The organism is Microbacterium sp. WHRI 7836, assembly GCF_040223885.2.
Lineage (GTDB): Bacteria > Actinomycetota > Actinomycetes > Actinomycetales > Microbacteriaceae > Microbacterium > Microbacterium oxydans.
Window position 1 is genome coordinate 3,135,237 of record NZ_CP168171.1, and the last position, 23,500, is coordinate 3,158,736.

At 65.7% G+C, this 23,500-nt stretch carries 29 protein-coding genes and 1 tRNA gene; 9 read left to right on the plus strand and 21 right to left on the minus strand.

The window, feature by feature from the left end:
* Positions 1 to 7 precede the first annotated feature (7 nt).
* From ABRP18_RS15170 to ABRP18_RS15180, 3 genes are all read right to left on the minus strand, one after another.
* Positions 8 to 451, minus strand: a complete 444-nt coding sequence (locus ABRP18_RS15170) for a BLUF domain-containing protein (RefSeq protein WP_082682507.1) — start codon at positions 449 to 451, stop codon at positions 8 to 10.
* Positions 448 to 702, minus strand: coding sequence for a hypothetical protein (locus ABRP18_RS15175; RefSeq protein ID WP_193761298.1), 255 nt, complete (start codon positions 700 to 702; stop codon positions 448 to 450). Before ABRP18_RS15175 ends, ABRP18_RS15170 begins: the two co-directional genes overlap by 4 nt.
* A gap of 63 nt (positions 703 to 765) precedes the next feature.
* Positions 766 to 1,116 (minus strand): hypothetical protein, encoded by a 351-nt coding sequence (locus ABRP18_RS15180; protein ID WP_058630718.1) that lies wholly within the window; start codon positions 1,114 to 1,116, stop codon positions 766 to 768.
* A 363-nt stretch (positions 1,117 to 1,479) separates the two neighbouring features.
* Between ABRP18_RS15180 and ABRP18_RS15185 the strand changes: the two genes are divergently transcribed.
* The 3 genes from ABRP18_RS15185 (at position 1,480) to ABRP18_RS15195 (ending at position 3,404) form a co-directional block, all read left to right on the plus strand.
* Positions 1,480 to 2,880: a threonine/serine exporter family protein gene (locus tag ABRP18_RS15185; protein ID WP_349884946.1), complete on the plus strand. Its 1,401-nt coding sequence runs from the start codon at positions 1,480 to 1,482 to the stop codon at positions 2,878 to 2,880.
* 163 nt (positions 2,881 to 3,043) lie between these two features.
* Entirely contained in the window at positions 3,044 to 3,187 is a 144-nt protein-coding gene (locus ABRP18_RS15190) for a hypothetical protein (RefSeq protein WP_193752152.1), read from the plus strand.
* A 46-nt stretch (positions 3,188 to 3,233) separates the two neighbouring features.
* Positions 3,234 to 3,404, plus strand: coding sequence for a hypothetical protein (locus tag ABRP18_RS15195; protein ID WP_157543558.1), 171 nt, complete (start codon positions 3,234 to 3,236; stop codon positions 3,402 to 3,404).
* A gap of 50 nt (positions 3,405 to 3,454) precedes the next feature.
* Here the strand turns inward: ABRP18_RS15195 and ABRP18_RS15200 are convergent, their stop codons facing one another.
* From ABRP18_RS15200 to ABRP18_RS15210, 3 genes are all read right to left on the minus strand, one after another.
* Positions 3,455 to 4,027 carry a hypothetical protein gene (locus ABRP18_RS15200; protein ID WP_179515794.1) on the minus strand — a complete coding sequence of 191 codons (573 nt, stop codon included), beginning with the start codon at positions 4,025 to 4,027 and terminating at the stop codon, positions 3,455 to 3,457.
* Positions 4,028 to 4,063: 36 nt separating this feature from the next.
* The gene (locus tag ABRP18_RS15205; protein WP_058630721.1) at positions 4,064 to 4,360 is read right to left on the minus strand and encodes a hypothetical protein; all 297 of its coding nucleotides are present in this window, start codon (positions 4,358 to 4,360) and stop codon (positions 4,064 to 4,066) included.
* Positions 4,361 to 4,425: 65 nt separating this feature from the next.
* A complete protein-coding gene (locus ABRP18_RS15210; RefSeq protein ID WP_058630722.1) occupies positions 4,426 to 4,956 on the minus strand; it encodes a hypothetical protein in 531 nt (176 codons plus the stop codon).
* Between the two features lie 103 nt (positions 4,957 to 5,059).
* Here ABRP18_RS15210 and ABRP18_RS15215 point away from each other — a divergent pair, with 103 nt between their 5' ends.
* Positions 5,060 to 5,209, plus strand: a complete 150-nt coding sequence (locus ABRP18_RS15215; protein ID WP_170224116.1) for a hypothetical protein — start codon at positions 5,060 to 5,062, stop codon at positions 5,207 to 5,209.
* 68 nt (positions 5,210 to 5,277) lie between these two features.
* Here the strand turns inward: ABRP18_RS15215 and ABRP18_RS15220 are convergent, their stop codons facing one another.
* Positions 5,278 to 5,616 carry a hypothetical protein gene (locus ABRP18_RS15220; RefSeq protein ID WP_058630723.1) on the minus strand — a complete coding sequence of 113 codons (339 nt, stop codon included), beginning with the start codon at positions 5,614 to 5,616 and terminating at the stop codon, positions 5,278 to 5,280.
* A 216-nt stretch (positions 5,617 to 5,832) separates the two neighbouring features.
* On the opposite strand from ABRP18_RS15220, the gene ABRP18_RS15225 reads away from it, so the two are divergent.
* Positions 5,833 to 6,267: a hypothetical protein gene (locus ABRP18_RS15225; RefSeq protein WP_349884947.1), complete on the plus strand. Its 435-nt coding sequence runs from the start codon at positions 5,833 to 5,835 to the stop codon at positions 6,265 to 6,267.
* A 33-nt stretch (positions 6,268 to 6,300) separates the two neighbouring features.
* On the opposite strand, the gene ABRP18_RS15230 is transcribed toward ABRP18_RS15225, so the two are convergent.
* The 4 genes from ABRP18_RS15230 to ABRP18_RS15245 form a co-directional block, all read right to left on the minus strand.
* Positions 6,301 to 7,722 carry a protein kinase gene (locus tag ABRP18_RS15230; protein WP_349884948.1) on the minus strand — a complete coding sequence of 474 codons (1,422 nt, stop codon included), beginning with the start codon at positions 7,720 to 7,722 and terminating at the stop codon, positions 6,301 to 6,303.
* A 349-nt stretch (positions 7,723 to 8,071) separates the two neighbouring features.
* On the minus strand, positions 8,072 to 8,821 hold the full coding sequence (locus tag ABRP18_RS15235) for an alpha/beta hydrolase (protein WP_349884949.1): 750 nt from the start codon (positions 8,819 to 8,821) through the stop codon (positions 8,072 to 8,074).
* A gap of 141 nt (positions 8,822 to 8,962) precedes the next feature.
* Entirely contained in the window at positions 8,963 to 9,997 is a 1,035-nt protein-coding gene (locus ABRP18_RS15240; RefSeq protein ID WP_349885363.1) for a methionine synthase, read from the minus strand.
* A 20-nt stretch (positions 9,998 to 10,017) separates the two neighbouring features.
* A complete protein-coding gene (locus tag ABRP18_RS15245) occupies positions 10,018 to 11,022 on the minus strand; it encodes a putative oxygenase MesX (protein ID WP_349885364.1) in 1,005 nt (334 codons plus the stop codon).
* A 121-nt stretch (positions 11,023 to 11,143) separates the two neighbouring features.
* On the opposite strand from ABRP18_RS15245, the gene ABRP18_RS15250 reads away from it, so the two are divergent.
* From ABRP18_RS15250 to ABRP18_RS15265, 4 genes are all read left to right on the plus strand, one after another.
* Positions 11,144 to 12,085: a LysR family transcriptional regulator gene (locus ABRP18_RS15250; protein WP_349884950.1), complete on the plus strand. Its 942-nt coding sequence runs from the start codon at positions 11,144 to 11,146 to the stop codon at positions 12,083 to 12,085.
* A gap of 269 nt (positions 12,086 to 12,354) precedes the next feature.
* Positions 12,355 to 13,758, plus strand: a complete 1,404-nt coding sequence (locus ABRP18_RS15255) for an NAD(P)/FAD-dependent oxidoreductase (RefSeq protein ID WP_349884951.1) — start codon at positions 12,355 to 12,357, stop codon at positions 13,756 to 13,758.
* A gap of 151 nt (positions 13,759 to 13,909) precedes the next feature.
* On the plus strand, positions 13,910 to 14,809 hold the full coding sequence (locus tag ABRP18_RS15260; RefSeq protein ID WP_349884952.1) for an AvrD family protein: 900 nt from the start codon (positions 13,910 to 13,912) through the stop codon (positions 14,807 to 14,809).
* Positions 14,810 to 14,878: 69 nt separating this feature from the next.
* A complete protein-coding gene (locus ABRP18_RS15265; RefSeq protein ID WP_374168947.1) occupies positions 14,879 to 15,520 on the plus strand; it encodes a TetR family transcriptional regulator in 642 nt (213 codons plus the stop codon).
* Here the strand turns inward: ABRP18_RS15265 and ABRP18_RS15270 are convergent.
* The 10 genes from ABRP18_RS15270 to ABRP18_RS15315 form a co-directional block, all read right to left on the minus strand.
* Positions 15,507 to 16,607: a saccharopine dehydrogenase NADP-binding domain-containing protein gene (locus tag ABRP18_RS15270; RefSeq protein WP_349884954.1), complete on the minus strand. Its 1,101-nt coding sequence runs from the start codon at positions 16,605 to 16,607 to the stop codon at positions 15,507 to 15,509. The two genes, ABRP18_RS15265 and ABRP18_RS15270, sit on opposite strands and share 14 nt — an antisense overlap.
* Positions 16,608 to 16,750: 143 nt before the next feature.
* The gene (locus tag ABRP18_RS15275) at positions 16,751 to 17,488 is read right to left on the minus strand and encodes a class I SAM-dependent methyltransferase (RefSeq protein ID WP_349884955.1); all 738 of its coding nucleotides are present in this window, start codon (positions 17,486 to 17,488) and stop codon (positions 16,751 to 16,753) included.
* Positions 17,489 to 17,499: 11 nt separating this feature from the next.
* On the minus strand, positions 17,500 to 18,060 hold the full coding sequence (locus tag ABRP18_RS15280) for a hypothetical protein (protein ID WP_349884956.1): 561 nt from the start codon (positions 18,058 to 18,060) through the stop codon (positions 17,500 to 17,502).
* Complete coding sequence (locus ABRP18_RS15285) at positions 18,050 to 19,690, minus strand: alpha/beta fold hydrolase (protein WP_349884957.1); 1,641 nt, start codon at positions 19,688 to 19,690, stop codon at positions 18,050 to 18,052. The genes ABRP18_RS15280 and ABRP18_RS15285 overlap by 11 nt, the downstream gene beginning before the upstream one ends.
* Positions 19,691 to 19,947: 257 nt before the next feature.
* Positions 19,948 to 20,133, minus strand: coding sequence for a hypothetical protein (locus tag ABRP18_RS15290; protein WP_349884958.1), 186 nt, complete (start codon positions 20,131 to 20,133; stop codon positions 19,948 to 19,950).
* A 227-nt stretch (positions 20,134 to 20,360) separates the two neighbouring features.
* The gene (locus ABRP18_RS15295; protein ID WP_349884960.1) at positions 20,361 to 20,534 is read right to left on the minus strand and encodes a hypothetical protein; all 174 of its coding nucleotides are present in this window, start codon (positions 20,532 to 20,534) and stop codon (positions 20,361 to 20,363) included.
* A gap of 150 nt (positions 20,535 to 20,684) precedes the next feature.
* Positions 20,685 to 20,981 carry a transcriptional regulator gene (locus tag ABRP18_RS15300; RefSeq protein ID WP_349884961.1) on the minus strand — a complete coding sequence of 99 codons (297 nt, stop codon included), beginning with the start codon at positions 20,979 to 20,981 and terminating at the stop codon, positions 20,685 to 20,687.
* A complete protein-coding gene (locus ABRP18_RS15305) occupies positions 20,978 to 21,352 on the minus strand; it encodes a hypothetical protein (RefSeq protein WP_349884962.1) in 375 nt (124 codons plus the stop codon). Before ABRP18_RS15305 ends, ABRP18_RS15300 begins: the two co-directional genes overlap by 4 nt.
* 899 nt (positions 21,353 to 22,251) lie before the next feature.
* Positions 22,252 to 22,342: transfer RNA gene (locus tag ABRP18_RS15310), tRNA-Ser, on the minus strand.
* Between the two features lie 51 nt (positions 22,343 to 22,393).
* Positions 22,394 to 23,440 (minus strand): hypothetical protein, encoded by a 1,047-nt coding sequence (locus tag ABRP18_RS15315; RefSeq protein ID WP_349884963.1) that lies wholly within the window; start codon positions 23,438 to 23,440, stop codon positions 22,394 to 22,396.
* Between the last annotated feature and the right edge of the window lie 60 nt (positions 23,441 to 23,500).

Here is a 23,500-nt window from a genome sequence, read left to right on the forward strand (position 1 = left end):
CACGTGCTCAGTCGCGCGCCCGTACCCGGAACCACAGGGTGAGCTCGTTCAGTGCCCTGAGCGTGGTGTCGACGTCTGCACCGGCGTCCAGGTCGGCGAACGAGTCCCGGAAGCCCGAAGGGCGGCTCTCGCCGACGTGCAGGGCGCGATACCCCATGGTCCAGTCCGGAAAGCGGCGCTCGGTGATCGACTGCGTCAGGAGCACGCGCAGGTCGCGGTGCCGGGAATCACGGCGAATGGTGTCGACGAGGCCGGCGATCGTGTCCGCCTGCCCCTCCAGCACCTGGATGAAGCGACCGTCTCTGTGAAGGAGCATGCCGGTGATGCCGCGCCCGTCGTTGAGGCGACGACACACGGCGAGCAGCTGCTCGAGCGCGGTCTCCCTGAACGGCTGTGACGCCGTGCTGGTGTAGACGAGCGACACCAGACCGGTGGCCGAAGCCGAGCTCACAGCGTGGCCCCCTGCTCGCCGTCGAGGATCTCGGACGATGCCGCGTCTGTCGGCTGCTCGACCGCGGCGGTCGCTGCCCGCAGCGTCGGGAAGTCGCCGAGCGACCGTGATCGGGCATCGAACGCGCGATACCCGCCGTCCGGCTGCCTGTCGATGTATCCGAGGAAGTCGCCGCGACGGCTCCCGACATGGAAGCCCTCCTCGACGCACGCCCAGAGGACGTCGGGATCGGGCAGGGCGGAGTTCGGCACCTCAGCAGACTAGGCGCCCGGTATCCGTTACGCGCTCCCCTTTACAGCGGTCGCGTCGGTGCGCTACGCACGTGCCCCGTGGTCGATGTCGAAGTCGATCGACGCGATCCCGATCTCATCATCCTCATCCTCATCCCCGGTGGCGCGCTGGGGGAAGAGGGGGTGGCGTCGGATCTCCGCTGCCTCGTCGGAGAAGTCCGGATCGTCGCCGTCGGAGGTCTGCGGCCCGACCAGGAGGTCGTTGCCGACGCCGACGATCAGATCGGCGGAATCCTTCTTCCCATCGATGACGATCGGGAGCCGGAGCGCCGCCGACTCGCCTTCGCTCGCGATGGCGGCGGCGAGCGCGACGAGCGCGTCGGCGACGTCATCGGTCGTGACCACCTGTTGGCCTGCATAGGACACGAGTTTCATATCCACGACGGTGCCACGATCGGCGCAGCACACCCAAGGGGGTTGCATCGTGGCCCTCTCGAACGCTAACCATGCCCACCGCGTCGCTACCAGCGCGTCGGGGTTTCCGTCAAGGGAGGGTGCCCGATGGCAGTGTTGCCGCGGCTCCCGCGTATCGTGGCCGAAGCGAAGAGTCGCGCTTCAGCGCTCTACGCCGGTCGAACCGGCGGCGTGCTCGGATTCTCTCTCGGGTCCGGGCGGCGGCTCGGGGGCCGGTGCGCATACGCACCCGCTCACTCGATCTCGCCGGTCCTCCGCGTTCGGGTCGCGGAGGACCGGACAGTCTTCCCCGCGATCGGCGGCACCGGCGAGAGAATGGACCATATGTCCGCGAACTCCCGCCGGCCGCTGCTCTCCTCCGTACGTCGCCTGTTGCACACCGATCCTTCGACGGTCGCGCACACCGAGGCCATGCCCGTCATCGACGAGCGCACGGTCCCCCGCGTGCTCGACCTCGCGACGCGCATCGGGGAGTCGATGTTCGCCGTCGGCGCCTCCGCGCACGAGGTCACGCTCGCGATCACGCGGGTGTGCGACGCCTACGGGATGCGCGGCGTGCAGGTCGACGTCACGTACAACTCCATCACGGTGTCGTTCCACCTGAGCGGCGAGGTCTGGCCCGAGACCCTGGTGCGGGTGGTGCGGGTGACCGCGCCCGACCACGCGAAGCTGCAGCGTGTGCAGGCCCTGGTCGCCGACATCGACGGCGGCCTCGACCTCGAATCCGCCCGCACCACGTTCCGCGCCATCCGGCGCGTGCCGTTCCGCTACCAGCAGCCGGTCGTGATCGTCGCGCGCGCTCTGCTCGCGGTCGGGGTCAGCATCATGCTCGGTGCCGCACCGATCATCGTCGGACTCACATTCGTCGCCGCGCTGTGCGCAGCCCTGACCCAGGCCGGGCTCGCGCGACTCCGCGTCCCCCTGTTCTTCAGCCAGATCGCGGGAGGCCTGGTGACGACGATCGTGGCCGTGGTGGTCTCGGCGCTCGGCACCGCGGGGATCGAGCCGTTCGTCGGCATCCGCCCATCGATCATCGTGGCCTCGGGCATCGTGCTGATGCTCGCCGGTCTCACGGTGGTCGGCGCGGCACAGGATGCGATCGACGGCTTCGCCCTCACCGCAGGCGGGCGCATCCTGGATCTGACCATGCAGACCCTCGGCGTGGTGATCGGCATCCTCGTCGGCCTCGAGCTCGGCGGCGTCCTGGGCTTCACGATGGACCTCCCGGACGACCCCGCACCGTTCGGGCCGCCCGTGAACCAGTTCGCCGGTGCGATCATCATCGCGGTCGCCGTCGCGGTGTTCAACGGCGCCGGCATCCGGATCATCCTGGTCAGCGCGCTCCTGAGTGCCGTGACCCTCGCGGGCTACACGGGATCGGTGGCGCTGAACCTGCACCCCGCGGCGGCGAGCGCGGTGGGCGCGCTGCTGGCGAGCTTCCTCGGGATGCTGATCGCGCGAAACCTGCATGTCCCCTCGGTCGCGGTGACCACGGCGGCGATCGTACCGCTCGTTCCAGGAGTGGCCGTGTTCCAGGGCCTGCTCGAGATGGTCCACGCGGCGGGATCGTCGACGGGGATGCTGCTCGCCGGCGGTTCCCTCATCGATGCGGCCGTGATCGGGATCGGCCTGGCCTCCGGTGCCTCGCTCGGCCTCTACCTCGGAACCCCCGTCCGCGCCACCCTCGCCAGCGTCGCGAAGACCCGAGCCCGCACCCGCCGCTGACCCCCGCTCCCTTTCCCCCTCCCCCGTTCTGCGCCGAGCGCACGCCCGCCGAGCTGCAACCGGGATTGTCCGCTCGCGGGCGCCCCCCTGTCAACGGGCAGACGGACCGCACGGAAGTCAGGCGACACTGGTCGACCAGCCCACTGATCGATCGGAGAACCGCATGTCAGATCCCCAGCACCACTCAGACGACACCCCCGAGGTCGAAGCCCAGGGCATCGACCCGGACATGCCATCGACCGACGACGATATCGATGACGACGGCGACGGCGACGAGGACGGCATCGACGTCGAAGACCTGCCCTGAGAACGTCGACGCGCGTCGAGAACCCGCAGCGACCAAGGAGGCTCCCGTGAGCACGAACGACCGGAACGACATCAGCACCGAGCCCTCTCCCGGGCCGGAGGACAACGACAACCTCGGGGCCGAGGACGGCAAGGGAACCCCGCCGACCGTGCCGCCGACGGACAAGGACGCCGGCACGGACGACAGCACCGACGCCGAGAACCCCGGCAAAGACTGACGGCCTTCAGCAGGTGAGAGGAGCGCCTTCGCGGACTTCCGCGGGGGCGCTCAGCCTTGTCCCGGCTTGCCCAGCATCTCTCCGGGCGCGAGGGAAGGACACGTCGCCGAAGCGCTGAGGGCCGCGACCTCCGCCCGGATCGCGACGCCCGAGTCCATCTTCGCGACGGTGTAGACGACGCCCTGCTGCGATTCGTCGGCGGGGATGTAGCCGATGAGCACGCCGTCGAGGTTCGGATCCTCGGGCCACGCCATGCCCGATGCCGTGCTGACGAGATCCGCTGTCGGGTTCTCTCGCAACCAGTTCGCAGCCCCTGCAACCGTCGAGTCGGCCACGGTCCAGTAGCCCTCGAGCTGGGCGACCGGCTGGCACGGCCACCCCTGGTAGGAGCCGAACGAGACCGGCTTCTCGGTCACGCGCACAGCCCCCGGCGGCACGACGGCCGCATCCAGCCAGGCCTGTGCCTGCTCCTCGGCTGCTGCGTCGACTCCCGCGGGCGGTGCGCTCTGTGTGGCGGTGGGTTCGGACGTGGGCGCGGCGGAGCCGTCGCCCACCGCGGAGGCGCACCCCGTCAACAGAAGGACGGCGGACAGACCGAGGGCCAGGGCGGAGCGACGTCGCATGACCCCACTATAGGGAAGCGGGACGAGCGGACGTGTTCAGCCGAGCTGATCGAGGACGAGCTCACCGCGCGCGTTGAGGTGCTCCATCATGCGCTCGATCCGCTTGGTGTCGATCTCGGGCATGGACGAGCCGTCGAACGCGAGGATCAGCGGGATCGCGGGGTGCATCCAGATGGTGAGACGACCGGCGGGGTTCTTCTCCTCGGGCAGCCACGTCATCATGAAACTCTCGTGTCGACGCAGCTTGGTGCCGATCACGATCTTCAGGTGCGCCAACGTCGCGTCGTCGACCTTGATCGGAGGACGAGAGCTGTTGTACTCGAGAGTTCCCATCCTCTGAGATTACTCCGGAGCAGGACATTTCGCGGGTTCCGGCGCCCGACGCGAGAGCAGAGCCCTCAGTGTCCGTGGGCGAGCTGCTGGATGAGGATGGCCAGCCCGCCGAGGGCGACCAGGATCCCCAGCGCGATCACCTGCTTCCACCAAGGCGCTCGGGTGCGACGGACGGCGATGTACCCGATCAACCCGAGGATGGCGACGTAGACGATCGAAGCGATCGTGAGAGCGGTGCCCAGCTCGATCCAGTCCACCACCGCGAGGAGGAGGACAAGGAGCGGGATGGCCGCCGAGGCGATCGCCGTGCTCGTGAGGCGGAGCATCCGCCCGAACTCCCGCCGGTCAGGGAAGGTCGCGTGCACGGCCAGGTGGGCAAGGAGCTCTGCCACGAACCCGGCCACCGCGATCGCGACGATGCCGACGAGAAGGGTGATGCTCGCCCGCGCGGCGCTGGTGTGCTCGACGTTCGAGTTCTGGACGAGCACGATGGCGAGGCCGGTGAAGGTGGCGTAGATCCGCTCCTTGATCGCGGCGGTGACGACGTCGGCCGACTCTCCGCCCGATCGAGGATGCTCGTCTTCGGGTGGCTGCATGGCCCGCAGATTATCAGCACCCCTGCGCCCGCGCGCGGTCAACCCCCTGACGCCGATCGGCACCGAGGACTACCGTCGCCAGTCCCGACGAGAGGAGAGAAGCATGAGCGATCCGAAGAACACCCAGGGCACCCCCGGCTCCGATGAGGAGGCCGACACCGCATCGGGAGGCGCTCCGGACACCGAAGAGGTGCTCGAGGACGAGACCACCGACGAAGACGGGAAACCGCTCGAGAACCCGTCCGGCGGCTGAACCCCCGGCAGATGACGAACGCATCCGTTCGCGGCCGAATCGACCGTGGGCGGATGCGTCGTTCTGGGTCAGGCCCGCTCGAGCACCCGGTTCGGCTCGCGGGGCCCGGCGTCCACCGGCTCTGGCACGAGATACAGACCGCTCGGCGAGTTCGCGGTGAAAGCAAGCGCTTCGATCCACTCGCGATTGATCGAGGGCTGACGACTCCCGCTGTACTTGAAGACGAGCGCGCTGCCGCCATGCACCCAGACGGTCGTGCGTCCGCCGCCGATGCTGACGTCTTCCTTCCAGCTGAAACCGAACGGCTCGCCTCGACGGAGTTTCGCGGTCATGACGAGCTGGATGTGCGTCAGCGCACGATCCTCGATCTCGGTCTTGACGTCGCCTTCATAGATGAACCTGCCCATGAGGCGCTCCTCTGTTTCGCCACGGGAACCCGTGCCAGAGGCGCGACCGAGATGATCGCTGAGTGGTCTTCTCCAGCATCGCACACATGGGGGACATCCGGACCGTCGAGCGTCGCGGAACGACTCACGACACGACCCACGAGTCATCCGTCCGAGGTACGCCGATACCTCGCGCGAGGGATGCCGCGAGGGCGTCACAGCCGCGAGGCTGGGGGCATGAACGTACGACCGCTTCTCGCCGCCTCCGCCCTGATCGTCGTGGGCGCACTCTCCCTCAGCGGATGCTCTGCCTTCGACAGCATCGTCCACAAGCAGTCCACCTCCACCTTCGACGATGCGGCCGCTTTCGCGAAGGGGGCGGGGGTCGACGCGGACTGGATTCCCGCAGACTCCTCGCAGATCACCGTGCGCACCTCGACGGTCGAGAAGGCCGAGGACGCGGTCATCCTCCTCACCAGCGCTTCCGACCTGGCCGATGCCTGCACCGAGGTCGAGCGGCAGTCGGCACCGTCCTGGACGCTCGACGGCGCCCCCGATCCGTACAAGGCGAAGACCGTCTTCGTCTGCGGCGGCTGGAGCGTGATGGCCACGGACGGCGGCTGGTACGGCTGGACGCCGAACTCCGACGGCGAGCGCGCCGCCGCGGGCTGATCGGGTCGGGTGGGCCGATCGGGTCGGGCAGCACTAGTTCTTCGCGTCGCGCTTCTCCTGCTCCTTGTCCGCCTTCTCCTGTTCCTTGTCTGCGTTCTTCTGCTCCTGGTCGGCCTTCTTCTGGGCTTCCTCCTGCGCCTTGCGCTCGTCCTTGGCCGCCTGCTCCGCCGCCTTGCGCTCGTCCTTCGTCTGATCGACGACCTGATCGACGTGTGTCGGCTGCGTGTTCTCAGCCGGGACGACGGGGACGACGGTCCCGGAGGTGTCCTGCTGCGCGTCAGCCTGATCCGGTGTCGGATCCGGCGAGGGCGAGCTTCCCGGCGTCTGCTCGGTGACGACGGAATCGACATCGCCGGTCTCCAGGTCGCTGGTGTCTCCGAACCCTTGACCTGCCGCCCACACCCCCACGAGCACGGAGGCGGCGACGACCGCGGCAGCGGCGGTGCCGATCACTCCCCACCGTCGCGTCGGGCGACGCGTGGGCAACACACGGTCCGAAGGCTTCGAGGAGAGGAGCAGTGTCGGTGCGGTGCTGGCAGCGGAAGCGGCGCTCATGGCCGGGACCGGAGGGGCGATCACGGGCACGGGAGGGCGAGGCGGGATGGCCGGCGCAGACGCGAGCATGGACGCCGCGGCGAACACGGCAGCAGCACTGGGCCGGTCCTCGGGCGCGATCGCCACCATCCGGGTCAGCAGATCCGCCCACTGCGGACCCACGGATCTCGGCACCTCAGGGACCTCGATGAGACGCGCCATCGCCGCACCGATCCCCTCCGCCTGGCCGAACGCCCGCTTCCCGGTGAGCGCCTCCAGCAGCACGAGTCCCAGGGAGTAGATGTCGGCCGCCGGAGCAGGAGGCGCGCCCCGGAGTTGCTCGGGGGCGAGGTATGCAGCAGTGCCGATCACGACACCGGGCGACGTCAGCCGGGCATCGTCGACGAGCACGGAGATACCGAAGTCGGCGAGCTTCGCGCCCGAACGGCTCCCCGGAAGCGAGGTGGGCGAGAGCAGCACGTTCGACGGCTTCACATCGCGGTGCACCACGCCGGCACCGTGCACCACATGCAGCGCTTCGGCGAGATCCGCGGCGATCATGGCCACGTCGGTCGGCGGCACGGGGCCCTGGGCGATGCGGGCGGAGAGGGTCGGGCCGTCGACGAACTCCATCACCAGGTACTCGGCTTTGCCCGGCACCAGTTGGGCGTCGTAGAGCGTGACCATCGCGGGGTGGTTGAGCGAGGCCAGCAGCGTCATCTCGCTGCGCGCGCGTTCGGACGGAACGCCCTCGCTCCCCCCGTTCAGCAGCTTGATCGCCACTGTCCGGCCGAGCAGGACATCGTCGGCGCGGTACACGCGGGCCATTCCGCCCTGTCCGACGCACTCCCGCAGCTGATAGCGCCCGCCCAGCAGCTCTTGCGTGGGCGCAGAGTCGGTGGGCGCAGAGTCTTCGGTCATCGGCGAGTCCTCCTGCCACCCGTCGGGTCAAGGGCGGCATTCGATGACTTTAGGATGATCCGTCCTCGACGTATCGGGCCTTGACAGGAGCGGGAACCGTCCGGACGGATCCGGCGCCACGGTCGTGGGGTTCTCGGCAGTGACTTTTGTCCAGACTGTGCCGTTAAACGCGGAAGCGCATTGCATTCCGGCTCCATCAGGCGCATCCTGATCGTGCTCCGGTCGTAGCGCGAGATCGTGGGGGGCCGCGCTCGCAGGCATCGGGTGCAGACGGGGCGTTCGCCGGATCCCTCCCCCTCGGCGAGCGCCTCGCCTCCGCGCCCCGGTCAGATCACTCGGCCTCCTGCCCTCACGCACCCCCGAGGTGACGGGCGAAGAACCGGGCGGCGTCCTCCCCGGCAAACGCCGGCACTCCGGTGTGGCCGCCCATGTTGGCGTACAGCGTCTTCTCCGTCGAGCCGAATGCATCGAACAGGTCGAGTGCCATCTGGCGGTCGTTGCCCTCGTCGTCCCACTGGAGCAGCACGTGCAGCGGGATCGTCACCCGTCGGGCCTCTGCCATCGTCGAGCGTGGAACGTAGCTGCCGGCGAAGAGTCCGGCCGCCACGATGCGTGCATCTATCGCGGCGAGGCGGGTGCCGATCGCGATCACCCCTCCGGAGAACGCGACCCGGTCGCCGATCTCCGGAAGCTCGAGGGACTCGTCGAGCGTCGCCTGCCATTCGGGAACAGCCCGGTCGACCAGAGGGAGGATCAGCCGGTCCACGACATCCGCGGAAGGCTTCTCTCCCGCGGTGATCGCTCGAACGAGATCGGCCCTGGCGAGCTCGGCGCCGGGCAGTGGAGCGCGTTCGCCTGCCCCCGGCAGCTCGATAGTCGCGGCGGCGAAGCCCTGCGCGCTGGCGTTGCGGGCACGCGCGACCAGTCTCGGATACATGCGCCGCATGCCGATGCCGCCGGGCTGGCCCATGAGGATGAGCGGGACGGGAGCGGTCGGCGTTGCGGCGGGCGGCGTCCACAGGATGCCGGAGACGTCGCCGAGTGTGAACGTGCGCTCGGTGACGCGGTCGTCGAGGATTCGTCGTGAAGTGAAATGCATGGTCGTACCTCTCGGGAGTGCGGCGAAGAAGCGGCGCTCCCGGACGACCTATCGCCCGACCGTGTCTCCCTGGAGGAGCACCGACGTGAGTTCGTTCACGGGTACCACCTCCTCAGGTTGCTGCACGGAAGCTCGAGGCTATCAGAGCGCGGAGCCGAGCTCCTCACGAAGGAGAGCAGTACCTGCGCTGAGCGCCCGCAGCTTGCCGCGGGCGACGTCACGCGACAACGGCGCCAACCCGCAGTTCGTGCTCGGCACGAGCTTGTCCGCGTCGACGAAGCGGAGGGCGTTGCGGAGGGTATCGGCGACTTCCTCCGGAGTCTCGATGGTAGGGCTCGCCACATCGATGGCTCCGAGCATGACCTTCTTGCCCCGGATGAGCTCGATGAGGTCCAGGGGCACGTGCGAGTGGTGACTCTCCAGCGAGACGGTGTCGATGCTCGACTGCTGCAGAAGCGGGAACGACTTCTCGTACTGCCGCCACTCCGATCCGAGAGTCGCTTTCCAGTCGGTGTTCGCCTTGATCCCGTACCCGTAGCAGATGTGCACCACGGTCTCCGCGCGCAGACCCTCGGCTGCGCGTTCGAGCACGGCCACGCCCCAGTCCTGCACGTCGTCGAAGAACACGTTGAAGGCCGGCTCGTCGAACTGGATGATGTCCACCCCGGCCGCCTCGAGCTCCTTCGCCTCCTGATTCAAGATCGTCGCGAACTCCCACGCCAGCTTCTCGCGACTCTTGTAGTGACGGTCGTAGAGCGTGTCGATCATCGTCATCGGACCGGGCAGAGCCCACTTGATGGGCTGGTCGGTCTGCTGGCGGAGGAACTTCGCGTCCTCGACGAACACGGGCTTCTCGCGGCTCACGGCACCGACCACGGTGGGCACGCTGGCGTCGTACCGGTCGCGGATCCGCACGGTCTCCCGCTGGTCGAAGTCGACACCGGAGAGGTGCTCGATGAACGTCGTGACGAAGTGCTGTCGCGACTGCTCCCCGTCGCTGATGATGTCGATGCCGGCCTGACGCTGCTCGTGCACAGTGAGGCGAAGCGCGTCCTGCACGCCCTCCACCAGGGCATCGCCCTCCAGCTTCCACGGGGACCAGAGCGTCTCGGGCTCGGCCAGCCAGGAAGGCTTCGGCAGGCTGCCGACGATGGAGGTGGGAAGGATCTCGGGCATGATCGGGGCTCGTCCGTTCGTCATCCGACGGACACCAGCGAGTCTGCGGAACGGCCGACGGCCCACCTCTCGAGGAGCTCGCCGTGCGGGGTCATCAGATGCGCGTCGGCGTACCGCCCCTGCTCGGCCGCGAGCCGGCTGCGCTCCTCCCGGTCGTAGGCGATCTTGGTCACCGAGTAGTCCTGCTGCTCCAGGGTCGGCCGGTAGATGCTCGCGGCCTCGGAGTTCGCGTTGTAGATCTCCGGTCGATAGATCTTCTGGAAGGTCTCCATCGTGCTGATCGTGCCGATGAGCTGGAGGTTCGTGTAGTCGCTGAGCAGATCCCCGCGGAAGTAGAACGCCAGCGGGGCGACGCTGCCTCGCGGCATGAAGTAGCGGACCGAGAGGCCCATCTTGCCGAAGTACTCGTCGGTCAGCGAGCCGTCCTTCTGCTCGTACTCGACACCGAGGATCGGGTGGTGGTTCTCGGTGCGACGGTACGTCTTGCTCGTCGAGACGCTGATGCAGATGACGGGCGACAGCGTGAACCGCTCCCGGTACGCCTCGGAGTCGAGGAAGTGCTGGAAGAGCTTGCCGTGCAGGTCGCCGAAGTCGTCGGGAACGGTGAAGCCTCCCGCGGCCGCGGTGGCCGCCGGCAACCGCACGCTGAAGTCGAAGTCGCGGATGTACGACGAGAAATTGTTGCCCACGATGCCCTGAGTGCGCGTGCCCGTCGACCGATCGACGATGGTCACCTCCAGCACCTCGAGAAGAGGGAACTCCCGATCCTCCCCCTCCGTGGCGAATTGGATCGCGACCGAGACGATCTCGAGTTCGAGCGTGTAGCGATCGCGGCTCGGGTTGTCCCAGTGCGCCAGATCGTTGAACCGCCGGTCGATCATCGTCAGGGCGTTGCGGAGGTTCTGCTGACGGTGCTCGCCGCGCGCCAGATTGGCGAAGTTCGTGGTGATGCGCGAGTCGTCGGACGGCGAGTAGTCCTCGTCGAAACGGGTCATCGTGATGCGGAACGTGAATTCGGATGCCATGAGCGGCCAATCGGTGGAAGATCGGCCGGGCTCGGCCTCGATCGGGGGTTTCTCCATGATGACGACTGCAAGGGCCCATCGGGTAATGCGCGTCGACTATGCCGTGGCATAGGTTGAATCTATGGCCAAGCGTTCGAACGGCATCACCCTCCAGCAGCTCACCTATTACATCGAAGTCGCCGCGGAGGGATCGATCAGTGCCGCCGCCGACCTGCTCTATGTCGCCCAGCCCACCCTGTCCGCGGCGATGAAGGATCTCGAAGGCAGAGTGGGGCGCGAACTCCTGATCCGCTCCGCCCGGGGCGTGACGCTCACCACCGATGGTGTCGAGTTCCTCGGGTACGCCCGGCAGGTCGTCGAGCAGGTGGCGCTGCTGGAGCAGCGCTACCTCGGTCGTCCGCCGTCCCGGCGACTCCTCGGCGTCTCGACCCAGCACTATTCGTTCGCTGTCGACGCCCTCGTGCGGATGGTGAAGGCGACCGCGGCGACCGAGTACGAGTTCTCCCTGCGCGAGACGCGCACCTGGGACATCATCGAAGACGTTCGCACCCTCCGCAGCGAGCTGGGGATCCTCTATCGAAACGACTTCAACCGCAACGTGATCGACAAGCTGCTCCGCGACTCCGGGCTCGCCTTCCACCCGCTCTTCGTCGCAGACCCGCACATCTTCATCTCCCGCAAGAACCCCCTCGCCGCGCGGAAGCGCGTGACGCTCGCCGATCTCGCCGACGTGCCGAGGCTCACGTTCGACCAGGGCGCGAACAACTCCTTCTACTTCGCCGAGGAGATCCTCTCCACCCTCTCGAGTCCGCAGGACATCCGCGTCTCCGACCGCGCGACCATCTTCAACCTGATGATCGGCCTCGACGGCTACACCATCTCGACCGGCATCATCAGCGACGACCTCGACCCCGAGATCGTCGCCATCCCGCTCGACGTCGATGAGAACATCGAGATCGGCTGGATCGGCCACTCGGCGATCCCGCTCACCGAGCAGGCACAGCGCTACCTCGCCGAGCTGCGCGCTGTGGTCTCGGGTTTCGGGGTGGAGCTGCTCGGCTGAGCATCGCGTGCTGCAGGGTGAAGGCGGCGCTGGTCACTAACACCTCTTCGCGCTGCTCGTATTGGGTGGCGCCGTCGGCACCGCGGCATCCTGTGCCCCCCTCCCCCATCCACGACAGAGATGGGTGGCTCAGGTCGCCCGAGGATGACCCTTTGCTGCGCCCGTCGTGCCCACTATTTACAAACCACCATGCAGCTATGCTTTGGTAGAGGGAGTGCAATTAGCCGTCGTCCGATGGACCGCCCTCGCCACAAGGGGAGCATCATGCCATGCGTCAAGTGGATGCCGTAGTTGTCGGCGCGGGCCCCAACGGACTCGCGGCCGCGCTGACTCTAGCCCGCGAGGGCCTCTCCGTTGAGCTCTTCGACCAGGACGAGCATCTGGGCGGGGGATGCAGAACCGAGACGTGGGGGGATGGTTATCTCTCCGATTGGGGAGCGGCCGTTCACCCGATGGCGCTCGCTTCGCCATTCTTCCGCTCCGTTGGACTCACGGAACTCGTGGAGTTCGCGATTCCCGAGATCTCCTTCGCTCACCCCCTCGCCGACCGCGCCGCGATCGCCTGGCGCTCGCTGGAGCAGACTGCAGATGATCTGGGACGAGACGGCCGCTCGTGGCGAGCGCTGATGGCCGGCCTTGTCGACGACCACCTGCAGATCGCTGACGCGGTCCTTTCTCCCCCACCGACCCTTGCTCTTCACCCCCTTGTGGGGATGCGTCTTGCAAAGGCGGCAGTCTCGGCATACCGGGGTGCGGGCTTGAGGACTCCGGGCGGACAAGCTCTGCTTGCGGGCGTGGTCGGCCACTCGGTCGGTCGCCAGCCCCAACTCGGCACATCGGCCGTCGGGGTCGTCCTGGCAGCTCTGGCGCATTCGGTAGGTTGGCCGATTCCGCTGGGCGGATCCGCCGCCATCACCCGCGCCCTATCGAACGAACTGGAACGGCTCGGGGTGGCAATTCATCGCTCGGTCAAGGTCTGCTCCATGCAAGAGCTCCCGCGAGCACGCGCATATCTCTTCGACACATCGGCACGCGATCTCCTCACGATCGCACAGAACCAGGTCAACAGTCGCTATGTCAAAGCGCTCCGCCGCGTTCGCCCTGGAGACGCGGTGAGCAAGGTGGATCTGATCTTGTCCGGACCCATCCCCTGGAGCGACCCAAGACTTTCAGACGCGGGCACGGTGCATCTAGGTGGAACAGCGGCCGATATCCGAGAGGCGGAACAGCTGGTCGCCGCAGGCAGGCACTCCGCCAGTCCCGCCATCGTGCTATCGCAGCCATCGCGATTCGACCCCACGCGTGCACCGGGCGGCCTCCACAGCGTGTGGGCATACTCGCATGTCCCCGCAGGGTCGCCTGAACCCCAAACCGACGTCGTGGTCAGTTCGATCGAGAAGCATGCCCCGGGCGTGCGCGACCTGCTGGTGACCTCACGTGCCACGACTGCTCGAGACATCGCCGATCGCAACCCGACCATGGTCGCCGGGGATTTCGCCTCGGGAGCCATCACAACCCGTCAGATCCTTGCGAGACCGAACATGAGCCCGACACCGTGGCGAGCAGCACGGCACATCTATCTCTGCTCCGCCGCTACAGCACCGGGCCCTGGCGTGCACGGCATGAGCGGATTCGGTGCTGCCCGAACTGCACTGCGTGACCACTTCGCTTAGCGCACCTCTCACGACCCACAGGAATCAGCGGTGCATTCGCCAACAGAAATGCATTAAACATACCGCCGTGGCTTCTTGCGGTAACGTGAGCCTCGGATCGAGAGTCTATGACCGGCCCTGCTGCCAACGCAGATCGACGCGAGGTGAAACGGTGACAAACAAGGCGGGGATAAGCAAAGACGTCCGTCAGATTTCCGGCCAGGACATGGAGCAGATCCTCGGCCCGGCGACATCGCGATACTTCGGCTCGGGATTCCGCACCGTGCAACACACGGCCACGGTGGTGTCCACGACATCCGAAGGCCCAATGCAGTACATCGAGGCTCGCGGATCCGCCACGTATCCACCGCGTTGGTCGCTCGATGCCTCCGGGCGGGTGCGGGCTGTCCACCTCAGCGGGCTTGACGCGGTTGCTCTCACCAGCCGTGCGCTCTCTGCCAGCGGGATGGACGGTCTTCTGCAAGGAGCACGACTATCCCGTGTTCGAGTTCGTGCACCCGCTGCGACCACGACGACCACTCGCGGACTGACGGTGTCGCTTGTGGTCGATCCCATAGCGCCGGCATCCGATCGAACCTGGCACGTCCAGGCCCGCGTAGGCGGTTTTCGTGTCTCGGTGGAGCTCGAAGAGCAAGACACGTCCTCCGGCGCACTTTCCCGCGAGTTGGGTCCACTCGATTCCGTCGCCAGCTCGATCAGCAGCGTCGTCGAGAGCCTCGAACTCCCCCTGGGCCCACTCGCGGTCAACCATGTCGTCACGCCAGCCACACCGCTGAGCAGCATCGAGGAACTCGCCTTGCTCGGGCAGCTGAGCCAGGTACTGGTGTATGCATCCAAAGGTGTCGACCGGAGTGTCGTGCCGAACCTGTGGCTGCGTTGGCTGGACCTCTCGCGTGCCCCACACCCCAGTACGCCGAGGTTTCAATCCCGAACGACCCTCACTCGCGATCGGACCATCCGTTCGGGCGATGTCACTATCCATGATCTCCGCCTTCGAGCGGAGCTGGGCTACGGAGCGCGAGCAGAGGCCGGGTTCGGCTATCAAGCGTGACTCCCGGCATACTTGAGAGTTAGCAAAACGCTGACGAGCCTGTCGTCTCACGTGAGGTGGTCCGTAACCATGCCCCAGCCGGGTTCACGCATGCCGAAGCAAGATCGCGCCATCGCAACCCGCGAAGCGCTGTTGCTGGGAGCGGCGCGCGTCTTCGCACGCCTCCACTTCGAGTCGGCGCGCGTTGCGGACATTCTGGCGGAGTCCTCAGTCACCCAAGGGGCTTTCTACTTCCATTTTCCCGATGGCAAGAGAGAGATCGCTGAAGCACTCATCCGGCGCCAGGACGAACAGTTCGTCGCACTCCGAGATCACCTTGCGACGTCTGACATCGATGGGATCGCTGGCATCCTCGCTCTCTCACGCACGCTCGGCGAAGCACTCCGCTCTGACCCGATCGCACAGGCGGGGATCCGGCTTGTCACGCAGGCAAGCACTGTTTTTCCGGATGTCGCACGTCTCCCGGATCCGACGTGGCTAGACGCGATCAGCAGCTTCCTCCACCGCGCGAACGGCGAAGGCGCACTCCGCAAAGACGTGAACATAGCCACCGCTTCGCAGGCCATCGTCTACATGTTCACCGGCGCCCAGGTGAGCTCGTTCGTCAACGACTCCTGGACCCAGCTGCCGGACGCGCTCGCCTCCGTCGAATCCTTCGTCCTGCGTTCGCTTGTCACCGACGAGTACTTGGCCGGCTTCAACGCACGCTGAGCTCCCTCAGACTCCCGGCGTGCAGTCGTATCGCCGGTTCCGGTGCATGATCGAGGCACCGATCTCCGAGCACTTGATACGCCGTGTGCGTGCCGATGAGCGTCTGATCGACGATCGCCTGCCGGACAGCGATTGCCGAGTGGGACGAAATCGTGGTTCCTGAGACATAGGTGAGCTCGCCGGATGCGACTTGTTCGTGCGAACCCATCACCTGCACAAGAACTCGACTCGGCTGCCTTTGCCGCGGGCCATCCGCCTGCGATTGACGTTCCGGATCGAAGCGCGCATTCGTCCAGGTCAAGCGCTGAGCAGCCGCAGACGTACGTGCCTGAGCAATACGAAGCGCAAGACCGACGGTGACCGTCAGCGCACTATTCGGAACAACGGCGGCAGAGGTGATCTCACTCAAACCCGTGGCCTGTTGGAGGGCTATCACCTCGCCCGAACCGATCACAACGGCCGATTTCCCATGTCGGGGAGCAGGTGTCGCAACCACACGATGTGCAAAAGTCAAGGCGGTCCGTTCACCTGCCCGCACCACAATCGGACGCGAGGCCAAGATCTCGCGCTCACTCGCGTGAACACCTCGCGACTTCACGTTCCCGTTGCTCGGCGTCCGGTAGACGGTCACGGACGACGGACTTTCGCACAAGGACGCGACTTGCGCTACCAGCCGTTCCGTCAGCCACGTGCCGACACCCGCCCCGCAGACGATCGCCATGCCCTGCGAAGCAGCCTCCTCACTCCGGTCCCACGCAGCGACATGCGTCGCTGCGTCGTTCGCAAGGTCCACGTAATGCACACCCGCACGGAGGCATGCGTCCATGAGCGGGACAGCCGTGCTGCTGTACGGACCAGCGGTGTTGATCACGCCTGCAACCCCAGTCAACAAGGTCTCGGGTCGGAGGACCACCGAGCCGGAACGCCAGGGCACCCTGATCCGCTGTGCCGCATATCGTGTGGCGGCCTCTGATCTCCCCCCGAGAATCACACTCAGGCCGAGCCTGGTGGCGAGCTCGGAGATCTCACGTCCGAGAGCGCCCGGGCCGTAGACGAGCCAGGGCAAGTCGCTACTGTCTGGACCCATGTACTCGAGAGTAACGTCAAGTACGCGAACGCTTCGAGATGGTATCCATCTCCATGTCAGAGGTCTGAGAATACGGGTCCGTCACCTCGGCAAGGAGACCCGAAAACGGACACCCCGCATACTCTCAACGTTCGTGATTGCCGTTATTCAGGCCGTCGAAGCACAAGCACGTACAGCCCGTCGCGGATTGCATCATGCGGCGTACGATCCCAATCGCCCCAACAGTGCTCGAGCTCGAGACCGGCGTTCCCGGCCCATTGTGCGACCTGCTCCGCAGACACCGGGAGCACTTCCTCAGAAAAGTAGACGTCAGGCTTTCCGGGGGCAGTCCAGGAATGCTCGGCGACGAGCTTCCCGTCTTCGCCACGCCTGTACGTCGAATTCAGGAGAGTGCCGTCCTCGTCGAGGGCTTGAGCGATCTTGATGGGCTCCGAACCGAGGTGGTCTGCAAGCGCACGCGGATTGAAAGACTCGACGACGAGCCGCCCACCAGGCTCCACGTGCGCACTCATCTTCTGCAACGCTCTCTCCTGTTCATCATGATCGGTGATGCATGCGAAAGTCCCGAGAACGCAATAGACGAGCGCCTGTGGTCCAATCTCCAGCCGAGTAAGCATATCCCCGGCGACGACGGTCGGCCCGCCGGTACGGCTCCGCTTCTGCACGAGCCTGTCCCTCATGTGAGGGGATGGCTCGACGGCGGTCACCGCAAAAGAATCCGACATTGGTATAGCAATTCTTCCCGTACCGGCACCGTATTCAAGAATCGCTGCGCCTGGCGCTGCCGCAAAAGCTGTCAGCGTCTGGACGACTCCATGAACAACCGCCGCATCAGGGGGAAAGATCGTATCGTAAACGCTTGCGTATGCTTCGTCATACACGGTTGCCAACCTCACACTTCGATGGAGTCACGAGTTGCCGGGATGAGTCGAGAAGAGAAGATGACACTGGGACGAACAGTGTCATCATGCCCTCCGCTTGCCAATATCGCGAACTGATATCCAGAGCATCTCCTCGTCATCTCATGCGAAGAACAATAATGCGACACGTGGTCTTCGATCACGCGATATGCATGCAACTCGTGCACCGACTCTCCGTCGACGTACGGGAAGACGCGCATAAGCGCCGACATCACGTCGAACAGCCCCTTCTCAATACGATGATTCGGCGCCCAAAATATGTGGAATGCACGGCGCGGCGCGACAGGATGAGCGTCAAACCATTCAGTGAGTTCGCCATCTTCCGCAACGCCTCGAACATAAAGGTGATAGTCGGAGCGTGCGGGCGTAGGCGCAAAGAAGCGCCAGGTAGGTATGAGAGAGAACGTATCCCGCGCTCGCACCTTCTGGAACGAATCAGACGGAAACTGCCCCAGCATGGTAGCCGCCAGATGATAGCAAAGCCCCGCGAGCGCGAGCGTCGGCCACCAACGCGTAAGACTCTTAGGCGCCATTGCGCGACTCCATCCAGTCGATGACGATTTCCGCGCATCGTTGCGCGTGTGTCTGGTTGGAGAGAAGAGACTCGTGCGTGACGTCGTCGACTACCTCATGACGATCGGAGGCAAGCTCAGAGTGCAGCTTTCGGAGAACCGCGTCAGCCTCAACTGTTCGCCCTGCCGAGATTACGAGGGTCGGGCGCTCTGAGGCGGGCACATGCTGTCGGCTGGAGAACTGATCGACGACCTCTTTCCACTCGCGGGCGCCTGCATTCCAGAGGTGCGCGTCGCTGTACTTCGACATCGCATCCCGCGCCACGTCGGCAGGCAAAGATGCCATAGCTTCCGGGCGCGTCATGAAGGAGCCGAAGCCGAGGTTGAGGATCAGTTGAAACAACTTGATCTGCTCCGTGAAGCGCGTACGACTGCCGGACTGCACCTGCGAATCCACGAATTGGTTGGGGTGCGTCGGATCCAGAAGCACGACATCGGTCGCGTCGGTCTGCAAGCCGGCTCTGCGTGCGATCTCGCCGCCGAGGCTGTGCCCGACGAGACATATCCGCCTACCCGGCCAGCGGGCCGCCACATGAGCGACTACGTCTGCAAGGTCTTCCGCTTTCGAATCCAGAGAGGCCGACGCCGCGTCGCGAACAGACGAGCTGACGTAGTCGGCGCGCGTCGTGCGAAGTACCGTCCATCCTCGGCTGGCGAGGGCAGCTGCCACCCAATGGAACTGCTCGCTCATGGCGAGCAGACCGCCTTCGAGAATCGCTACCGGCGCGTTGTCGTTCCCGACGGAGATCTCGACGGGGATATGGGCTCCGCGGCGGGTCGCAACCTGATCGAGTTCCGCATACAGTCGACGCACATACCGAGCACGACGCCGCCCTTGGATGGCGGACCGCACCCAGGCCCCGGCGAGCATGACCCCCGATAGCACGGTGACTCGCCTGACGACTGAAATCGGAACATCACGGTCGATCACGCGGTGCAGCGCGGGGTGGAGAGAAGCGAAAGCGAAGATGAACCGCCACAGCCCCATCGCCGGGCCGTTTCCCACATGAAACAGCAGTCCGATCGCAGCCATACCCTTGGCCGCCAGGTGCGGCAGGAAGAGAACGACGGGGAAGATCGCTTCCCACACGACTACTCCCCACGTGAGGGCCTTCGCGATTAGTGGATGATCGCGAAGAAAGCACCAAAAGCCCTTGTGACCATACGACTTGGTCCGGAGGATGTCGCGCACAGCCGTGCCGTCTCTCCACGGCTCGCCGAGAACCTTGGCCCAGCCCGCGACTCCGTACGACATGGTTACTTGAGCGGCTTGGAAAACAAGCGCGTACTGCTTGACGTCGTCCCCACCGAACCTCGCGACGGCGTTTGAGGCCTGGGCGATGACAGTCGCCTGATCCGCGCCGTCCGACCCGAATCGCTGCAAGGGCGCGTACGCGGCCCCGATTCCTGCGGACACAACGCCCGCGATTCCCCGTGTGCGGCCGAGTCGTCCGGGAAGGAGCATCAATGCGAGGCTCGCGGCTGCACGCAAGGTGTATGCGACGACCCGCACCTTCCGCCGCGCAAGCACGCGCAGGACGCCTGCCTCGCGCGTTGAAGCCTCAGGCGAATCGGGCTTGAGCTGTTCCACCTCACCTAGATCTCGATGATTTCGGGCAGAGTTGTACAAGTACTCCGCCGAAGACGACAGAGAAGTGACCGCACTGAGCCGTTCACTCAGGACGAGCGACGACAACCTGCGCGCACTCGATCTGCCGCCGTCCGCGGGCCCTCGAGCACGCGATGATCTTCCTACCTTCAGCACAAGACTCTTTCTGTTCTGTTGCGTCAGTTCCCCGAGCGTCGTCGGCACTGCCGACTTCTACGCCCGGGGAACTGTCAGCGGGATCAGCCTGCAGCCTGCTGCCCACGCTCGTAGGCATCGAGGAGGATCGTGATTGCCCCATATGCGCCGAGCACAGCTCCGGCCGCTGCGGGGAAACCGAGAATCGGATCGTCACTGAGATCCGGTGCGATACGGCTGCGGTCGCCGGGGTCTGAGACACGCGACAGCGTCGAGTCATGAATGGTCATGGGAGAACGGATTCCTTTCCTCACTGCGGTGGTCACTGAACTCAACCTCCTTGTCGGCCGAGGTCATAGGCTGCGGCCACCAATGTCGCCCCGAACCAGAAGGCCACGCCCGGGGTGCACGTGGTGGGATCGGCCGTCTCGACACGGATCGTCGAACGGTCGCGCATCGGCGCACGCGCCGAGTGAGAAGTTTCCATCAGCAACTGTGCAAAATCGCCGCTCATCGTTCAGCCCTTCTGCGCAGCGATTGCGCGTGTGATGAGGTCGCATGCGACAAGACCGGCAGCAAAGAACACCGGTGTGGCCATCTTCGGCACCGCGTGGTCTGTGCGGATCTTCGACCACCGCCCCGGCGGCGCGATCGTAACCAGAACGTCGCTGGTCACCCTTTCTGCATTCATCAGTGTCTCCTGTTGACGCGCGCGGGGAACGTTGTCTCGTCACCGGCCGTCGCCCCATGCTGGGTTGGATCTACACATCGACAACTCGTCGTCCGGCACTTGCAGGCTAACGAAAAATACAAACCGTGGCAACGGTTTTAGAGAATCGTTTTACAAACCTGAAATCTGGTGGAGGGTTTCCATGTGTCGTCGCAACTGCCGCTCGCCGTCCTCTGTGACCGCAAGCCATACGCGCGCAGAGCCGAGCCCCCTCCGCCGGACAGACCGGACGAAACCCGCCTCCTCCAGCGCAGCGACCGCCTGCGATAGCGTCGAGTCGCTGACGCCCAGCACTTCCCGTGCAGTGCCGAAATCCGTTTCGTCAACGGATCGCAGGAGCGAGAGCAACGAGAACCTCACCGGGGAGTGCACTCGTGGGTCGAGATGGAGTCGCGGGTGGCTCGTCATCGCAGACGGCGGAAGTAGTAGGCGGCGAGCACCACAAGAGGCGACACCGAGAGAACAGCCCCGATCACCGTGACGATGAGGCCCGACGCGAACAATGTGGACAACGCGCCGATGAGCGTTCGGAGAACGATGACTCCGACCACTGCCGCCACCAGGAAGACCTTCGCGTTGCGCGGGGCGACCGACGTGCCGAGCGTCGCCAGCGTGAGCGCGACGAGTATCGCGAACGGAATTCCGACAGCGAGCGGTGCCGCAAGGAGCTCCAGGTCGAGAACTATGTACCCGGCCGCCATCGTCACGGCCGCGGCGAGAGCCAGCCACGGGAACCAACGCTGCCGACGCTTGAGTGTCGCTTCATTCCAGCTCGTCATGCCGCTACTTTAGCATCTATAAACTATTTACGAGACCTAAACTTAATTGATTTTTCAGCGCAAGCCTCAGGCTCCCGAAGAGGTTTCAGAGTCGTAACAAACCGCCATGTTCGGCTTCTTACGGTACGCCCCGAAAACGCAACCCCTCTCTCGAGCGTCGCCCCGTACTGCCGCGCCGCCACTCTCTGCTCGATAACCATCCGGGGGCGGTGCCACGCAGGGAGATCAGAGCCATCGTTCATGGCGACGGAGCGTACGGTGACAGCGGACAAGTCAGAGGGGCACACGCTCCCCTCTGGCGTCCACTTCTCAGAAGTCTCCGGCCGGATCAACATCTACGCTGGCGCCCTCTTCCAGGTGCGCACATCAGAGCGTGCGCGGGCGTTCACTCCGGACGATGTCTCGGTATTCCGCAACGAGCTCAAGAAGCACTCGCTTCGGATCGTGCGTGAATGGATCCACGAGGACGGCACCGCATTCGTCGTCGTCGACGGCTGCAGCCCGTCAGCGGCGTCCCGCACGCCGGTTGGCCATCATGGTCGCGGCGATACCATTAGGGACGACAAGCGTGCCGATACTCAGGGGCAGCACCCGGACACTGCCGCCCGTCGCGGATGGGCCCCACCACGATCAGGGGCGAGGGGGACGCCATCTGTTCGTCCAGACGACGCCTCAATCCATCTTCGCGGAGAGTTTTGAGGTCAAGATCCGATCAGCCGTGCGTCGGAGTATTGACACTGACGGAGTCTGGCAGCGTGCCGGGCAAAATCGGGTGCAGTGGGTATCCCCGCGAAAGTGTCGTGGGCGCGGCACGCTGGGGATCGCGGGACACGGGCACCACGGATGCATCACCCCTCCGTCCGAACACGGAAAAACCCCCGATTTCTCGGGGGTTTCCATGGCGGTGACGGTGGGATTTGAACCCACGGTAGGGGGTTACCCTACACAACTTTTCGAGAGTTGCACCTTCGGCCGCTCGGACACGTCACCGCGGAATAGCTTACGCGACCCGGGGCCCGCACGCGAATCGAGAGCCGCGCGTCACCAGGCGGTGGAGACCTCGGAGTGCGTGCGCAGGATGCCCTCGGTCGAACCGGCGGGCGCTCGGCCGATGCCGCACTCGGTCGCGACGCCGAAGACGGGGGCGAAGGGGGCGGCGGCCGCGATGCGCCGTGCGGCACCTTCCGCGCCGTCCTCGCGGTGCACGAGCCCGAGGTAGAGCTCGTCGATCGGGGCGAGGTCTGCGAGCGGGGCGAAATACGGCTCGTCGTCGTGGTCGATCGGCACCGGCAGGTGCAGCCAGGTGAGCGGACGGGCGGATGCGGCGACGACGGCGTTCGCATACCGGACGAGATTGGCGGCATTCCGCGGCTCGAAGAAGTGCTTCTCCCCTGCGTCGCCGTAACAGAGGTGCACACCCACCTCGACGTCGACCGGCACCGCTTCGACGAGTGCGGACAGGCGCGAGACGAGACCGTCGAACGGGTCGCCGGGCCACCACGCCTCCATGACGGCCCCGTAACCGGCCGCGCGCTCGATGATGCCCATCTCGCTGGCTACGTCCCACTGCACCGCGAGGTCTTCGTGCGGGATGGCGGCCAGGATGTCGTCGAGGTCGCGCAGGATCGCGGCGGTGTAGACGGGTTCGATCGCCGCCCGGTCGTCGCCGTGGAAGAACGACGAGATCACGGCGAGGGGCGTCGGCAGCGACACCTGGAACCGCACACCGGCAGGAACCGCGCCCTCGGCACGCAGACCGGTGAATACGGCGTACGACTCGATCGCGGCGGCGGCATATCCGAGGGGAGGCAGCTCGATGCTCGAGGCATCCACTCCTTCACCGATGCGCAGACCGCGGGCGTCGATGCCGGCGGGGAACGGGATGGGCTCGTCGCCGATGCGCTCGATGCCGTCGGCCTTGGCGATCACGTCGGGCTGGAACATGATCCAGTGGAACCGCTTGCCGACCTCACCGTCCGGGATGCGGCGGAGTCGAGTGCCGAGCGTCTCCGCGGCGGTGCGGATCGTGGTCTCGGCGTCGTCGTAGTTCACGCTGCCCACGAGGAGGGCACCCTGCGGCTGAGTCATGCCCCCAGAATATCGGCGGGTCGGCGGCGTTTTCCCCAGCGGCGGATCCGCCAGGACGGG

Excerpts from the sequence above, each read along its gene's own strand:
- ABRP18_RS15180 (WP_058630718.1), bottom strand. The coding sequence starts at position 1,116 with ATGAAACTCGTGTCCTATGCAGGCCAACAGGTGGTCACGACCGATGAC.
- ABRP18_RS15305 (WP_349884962.1), bottom strand. The coding sequence starts at position 21,352 with ATGACGAGCTGGAATGAAGCGACACTCAAGCGTCGGCAGCGTTGGTTC.
- ABRP18_RS15230 (WP_349884948.1), bottom strand. The coding sequence starts at position 7,722 with ATGACCGAAGACTCTGCGCCCACCGACTCTGCGCCCACGCAAGAGCTG.
- ABRP18_RS15220 (WP_058630723.1), bottom strand. The coding sequence starts at position 5,616 with ATGGGCAGGTTCATCTATGAAGGCGACGTCAAGACCGAGATCGAGGAT.
- ABRP18_RS15250 (WP_349884950.1), top strand. The coding sequence starts at position 11,144 with ATGGCCAAGCGTTCGAACGGCATCACCCTCCAGCAGCTCACCTATTAC.
- ABRP18_RS15215 (WP_170224116.1), top strand. The coding sequence starts at position 5,060 with ATGAGCGATCCGAAGAACACCCAGGGCACCCCCGGCTCCGATGAGGAG.
- ABRP18_RS15190 (WP_193752152.1), top strand. The coding sequence starts at position 3,044 with ATGTCAGATCCCCAGCACCACTCAGACGACACCCCCGAGGTCGAAGCC.
- ABRP18_RS15270 (WP_349884954.1), bottom strand. The coding sequence starts at position 16,607 with ATGGGTCCAGACAGTAGCGACTTGCCCTGGCTCGTCTACGGCCCGGGC.
- ABRP18_RS15290 (WP_349884958.1), bottom strand. The coding sequence starts at position 20,133 with ATGACCATTCATGACTCGACGCTGTCGCGTGTCTCAGACCCCGGCGAC.
- ABRP18_RS15210 (WP_058630722.1), bottom strand. The coding sequence starts at position 4,956 with ATGCAGCCACCCGAAGACGAGCATCCTCGATCGGGCGGAGAGTCGGCC.
- ABRP18_RS15245 (WP_349885364.1), bottom strand. The coding sequence starts at position 11,022 with ATGGCATCCGAATTCACGTTCCGCATCACGATGACCCGTTTCGACGAG.
- ABRP18_RS15295 (WP_349884960.1), bottom strand. The coding sequence starts at position 20,534 with ATGAATGCAGAAAGGGTGACCAGCGACGTTCTGGTTACGATCGCGCCG.
- ABRP18_RS15265 (WP_374168947.1), top strand. The coding sequence starts at position 14,879 with ATGCCCCAGCCGGGTTCACGCATGCCGAAGCAAGATCGCGCCATCGCA.
- ABRP18_RS15255 (WP_349884951.1), top strand. The coding sequence starts at position 12,355 with ATGCGTCAAGTGGATGCCGTAGTTGTCGGCGCGGGCCCCAACGGACTC.
- ABRP18_RS15225 (WP_349884947.1), top strand. The coding sequence starts at position 5,833 with ATGAACGTACGACCGCTTCTCGCCGCCTCCGCCCTGATCGTCGTGGGC.
- ABRP18_RS15205 (WP_058630721.1), bottom strand. The coding sequence starts at position 4,360 with ATGGGAACTCTCGAGTACAACAGCTCTCGTCCTCCGATCAAGGTCGAC.
- ABRP18_RS15280 (WP_349884956.1), bottom strand. The coding sequence starts at position 18,060 with ATGGCGCCTAAGAGTCTTACGCGTTGGTGGCCGACGCTCGCGCTCGCG.
- ABRP18_RS15315 (WP_349884963.1), bottom strand. The coding sequence starts at position 23,440 with ATGACTCAGCCGCAGGGTGCCCTCCTCGTGGGCAGCGTGAACTACGAC.
- ABRP18_RS15200 (WP_179515794.1), bottom strand. The coding sequence starts at position 4,027 with ATGCGACGTCGCTCCGCCCTGGCCCTCGGTCTGTCCGCCGTCCTTCTG.
- ABRP18_RS15235 (WP_349884949.1), bottom strand. The coding sequence starts at position 8,821 with ATGCATTTCACTTCACGACGAATCCTCGACGACCGCGTCACCGAGCGC.
- ABRP18_RS15185 (WP_349884946.1), top strand. The coding sequence starts at position 1,480 with ATGTCCGCGAACTCCCGCCGGCCGCTGCTCTCCTCCGTACGTCGCCTG.
- ABRP18_RS15240 (WP_349885363.1), bottom strand. The coding sequence starts at position 9,997 with ATGCCCGAGATCCTTCCCACCTCCATCGTCGGCAGCCTGCCGAAGCCT.
- ABRP18_RS15300 (WP_349884961.1), bottom strand. The coding sequence starts at position 20,981 with ATGACGAGCCACCCGCGACTCCATCTCGACCCACGAGTGCACTCCCCG.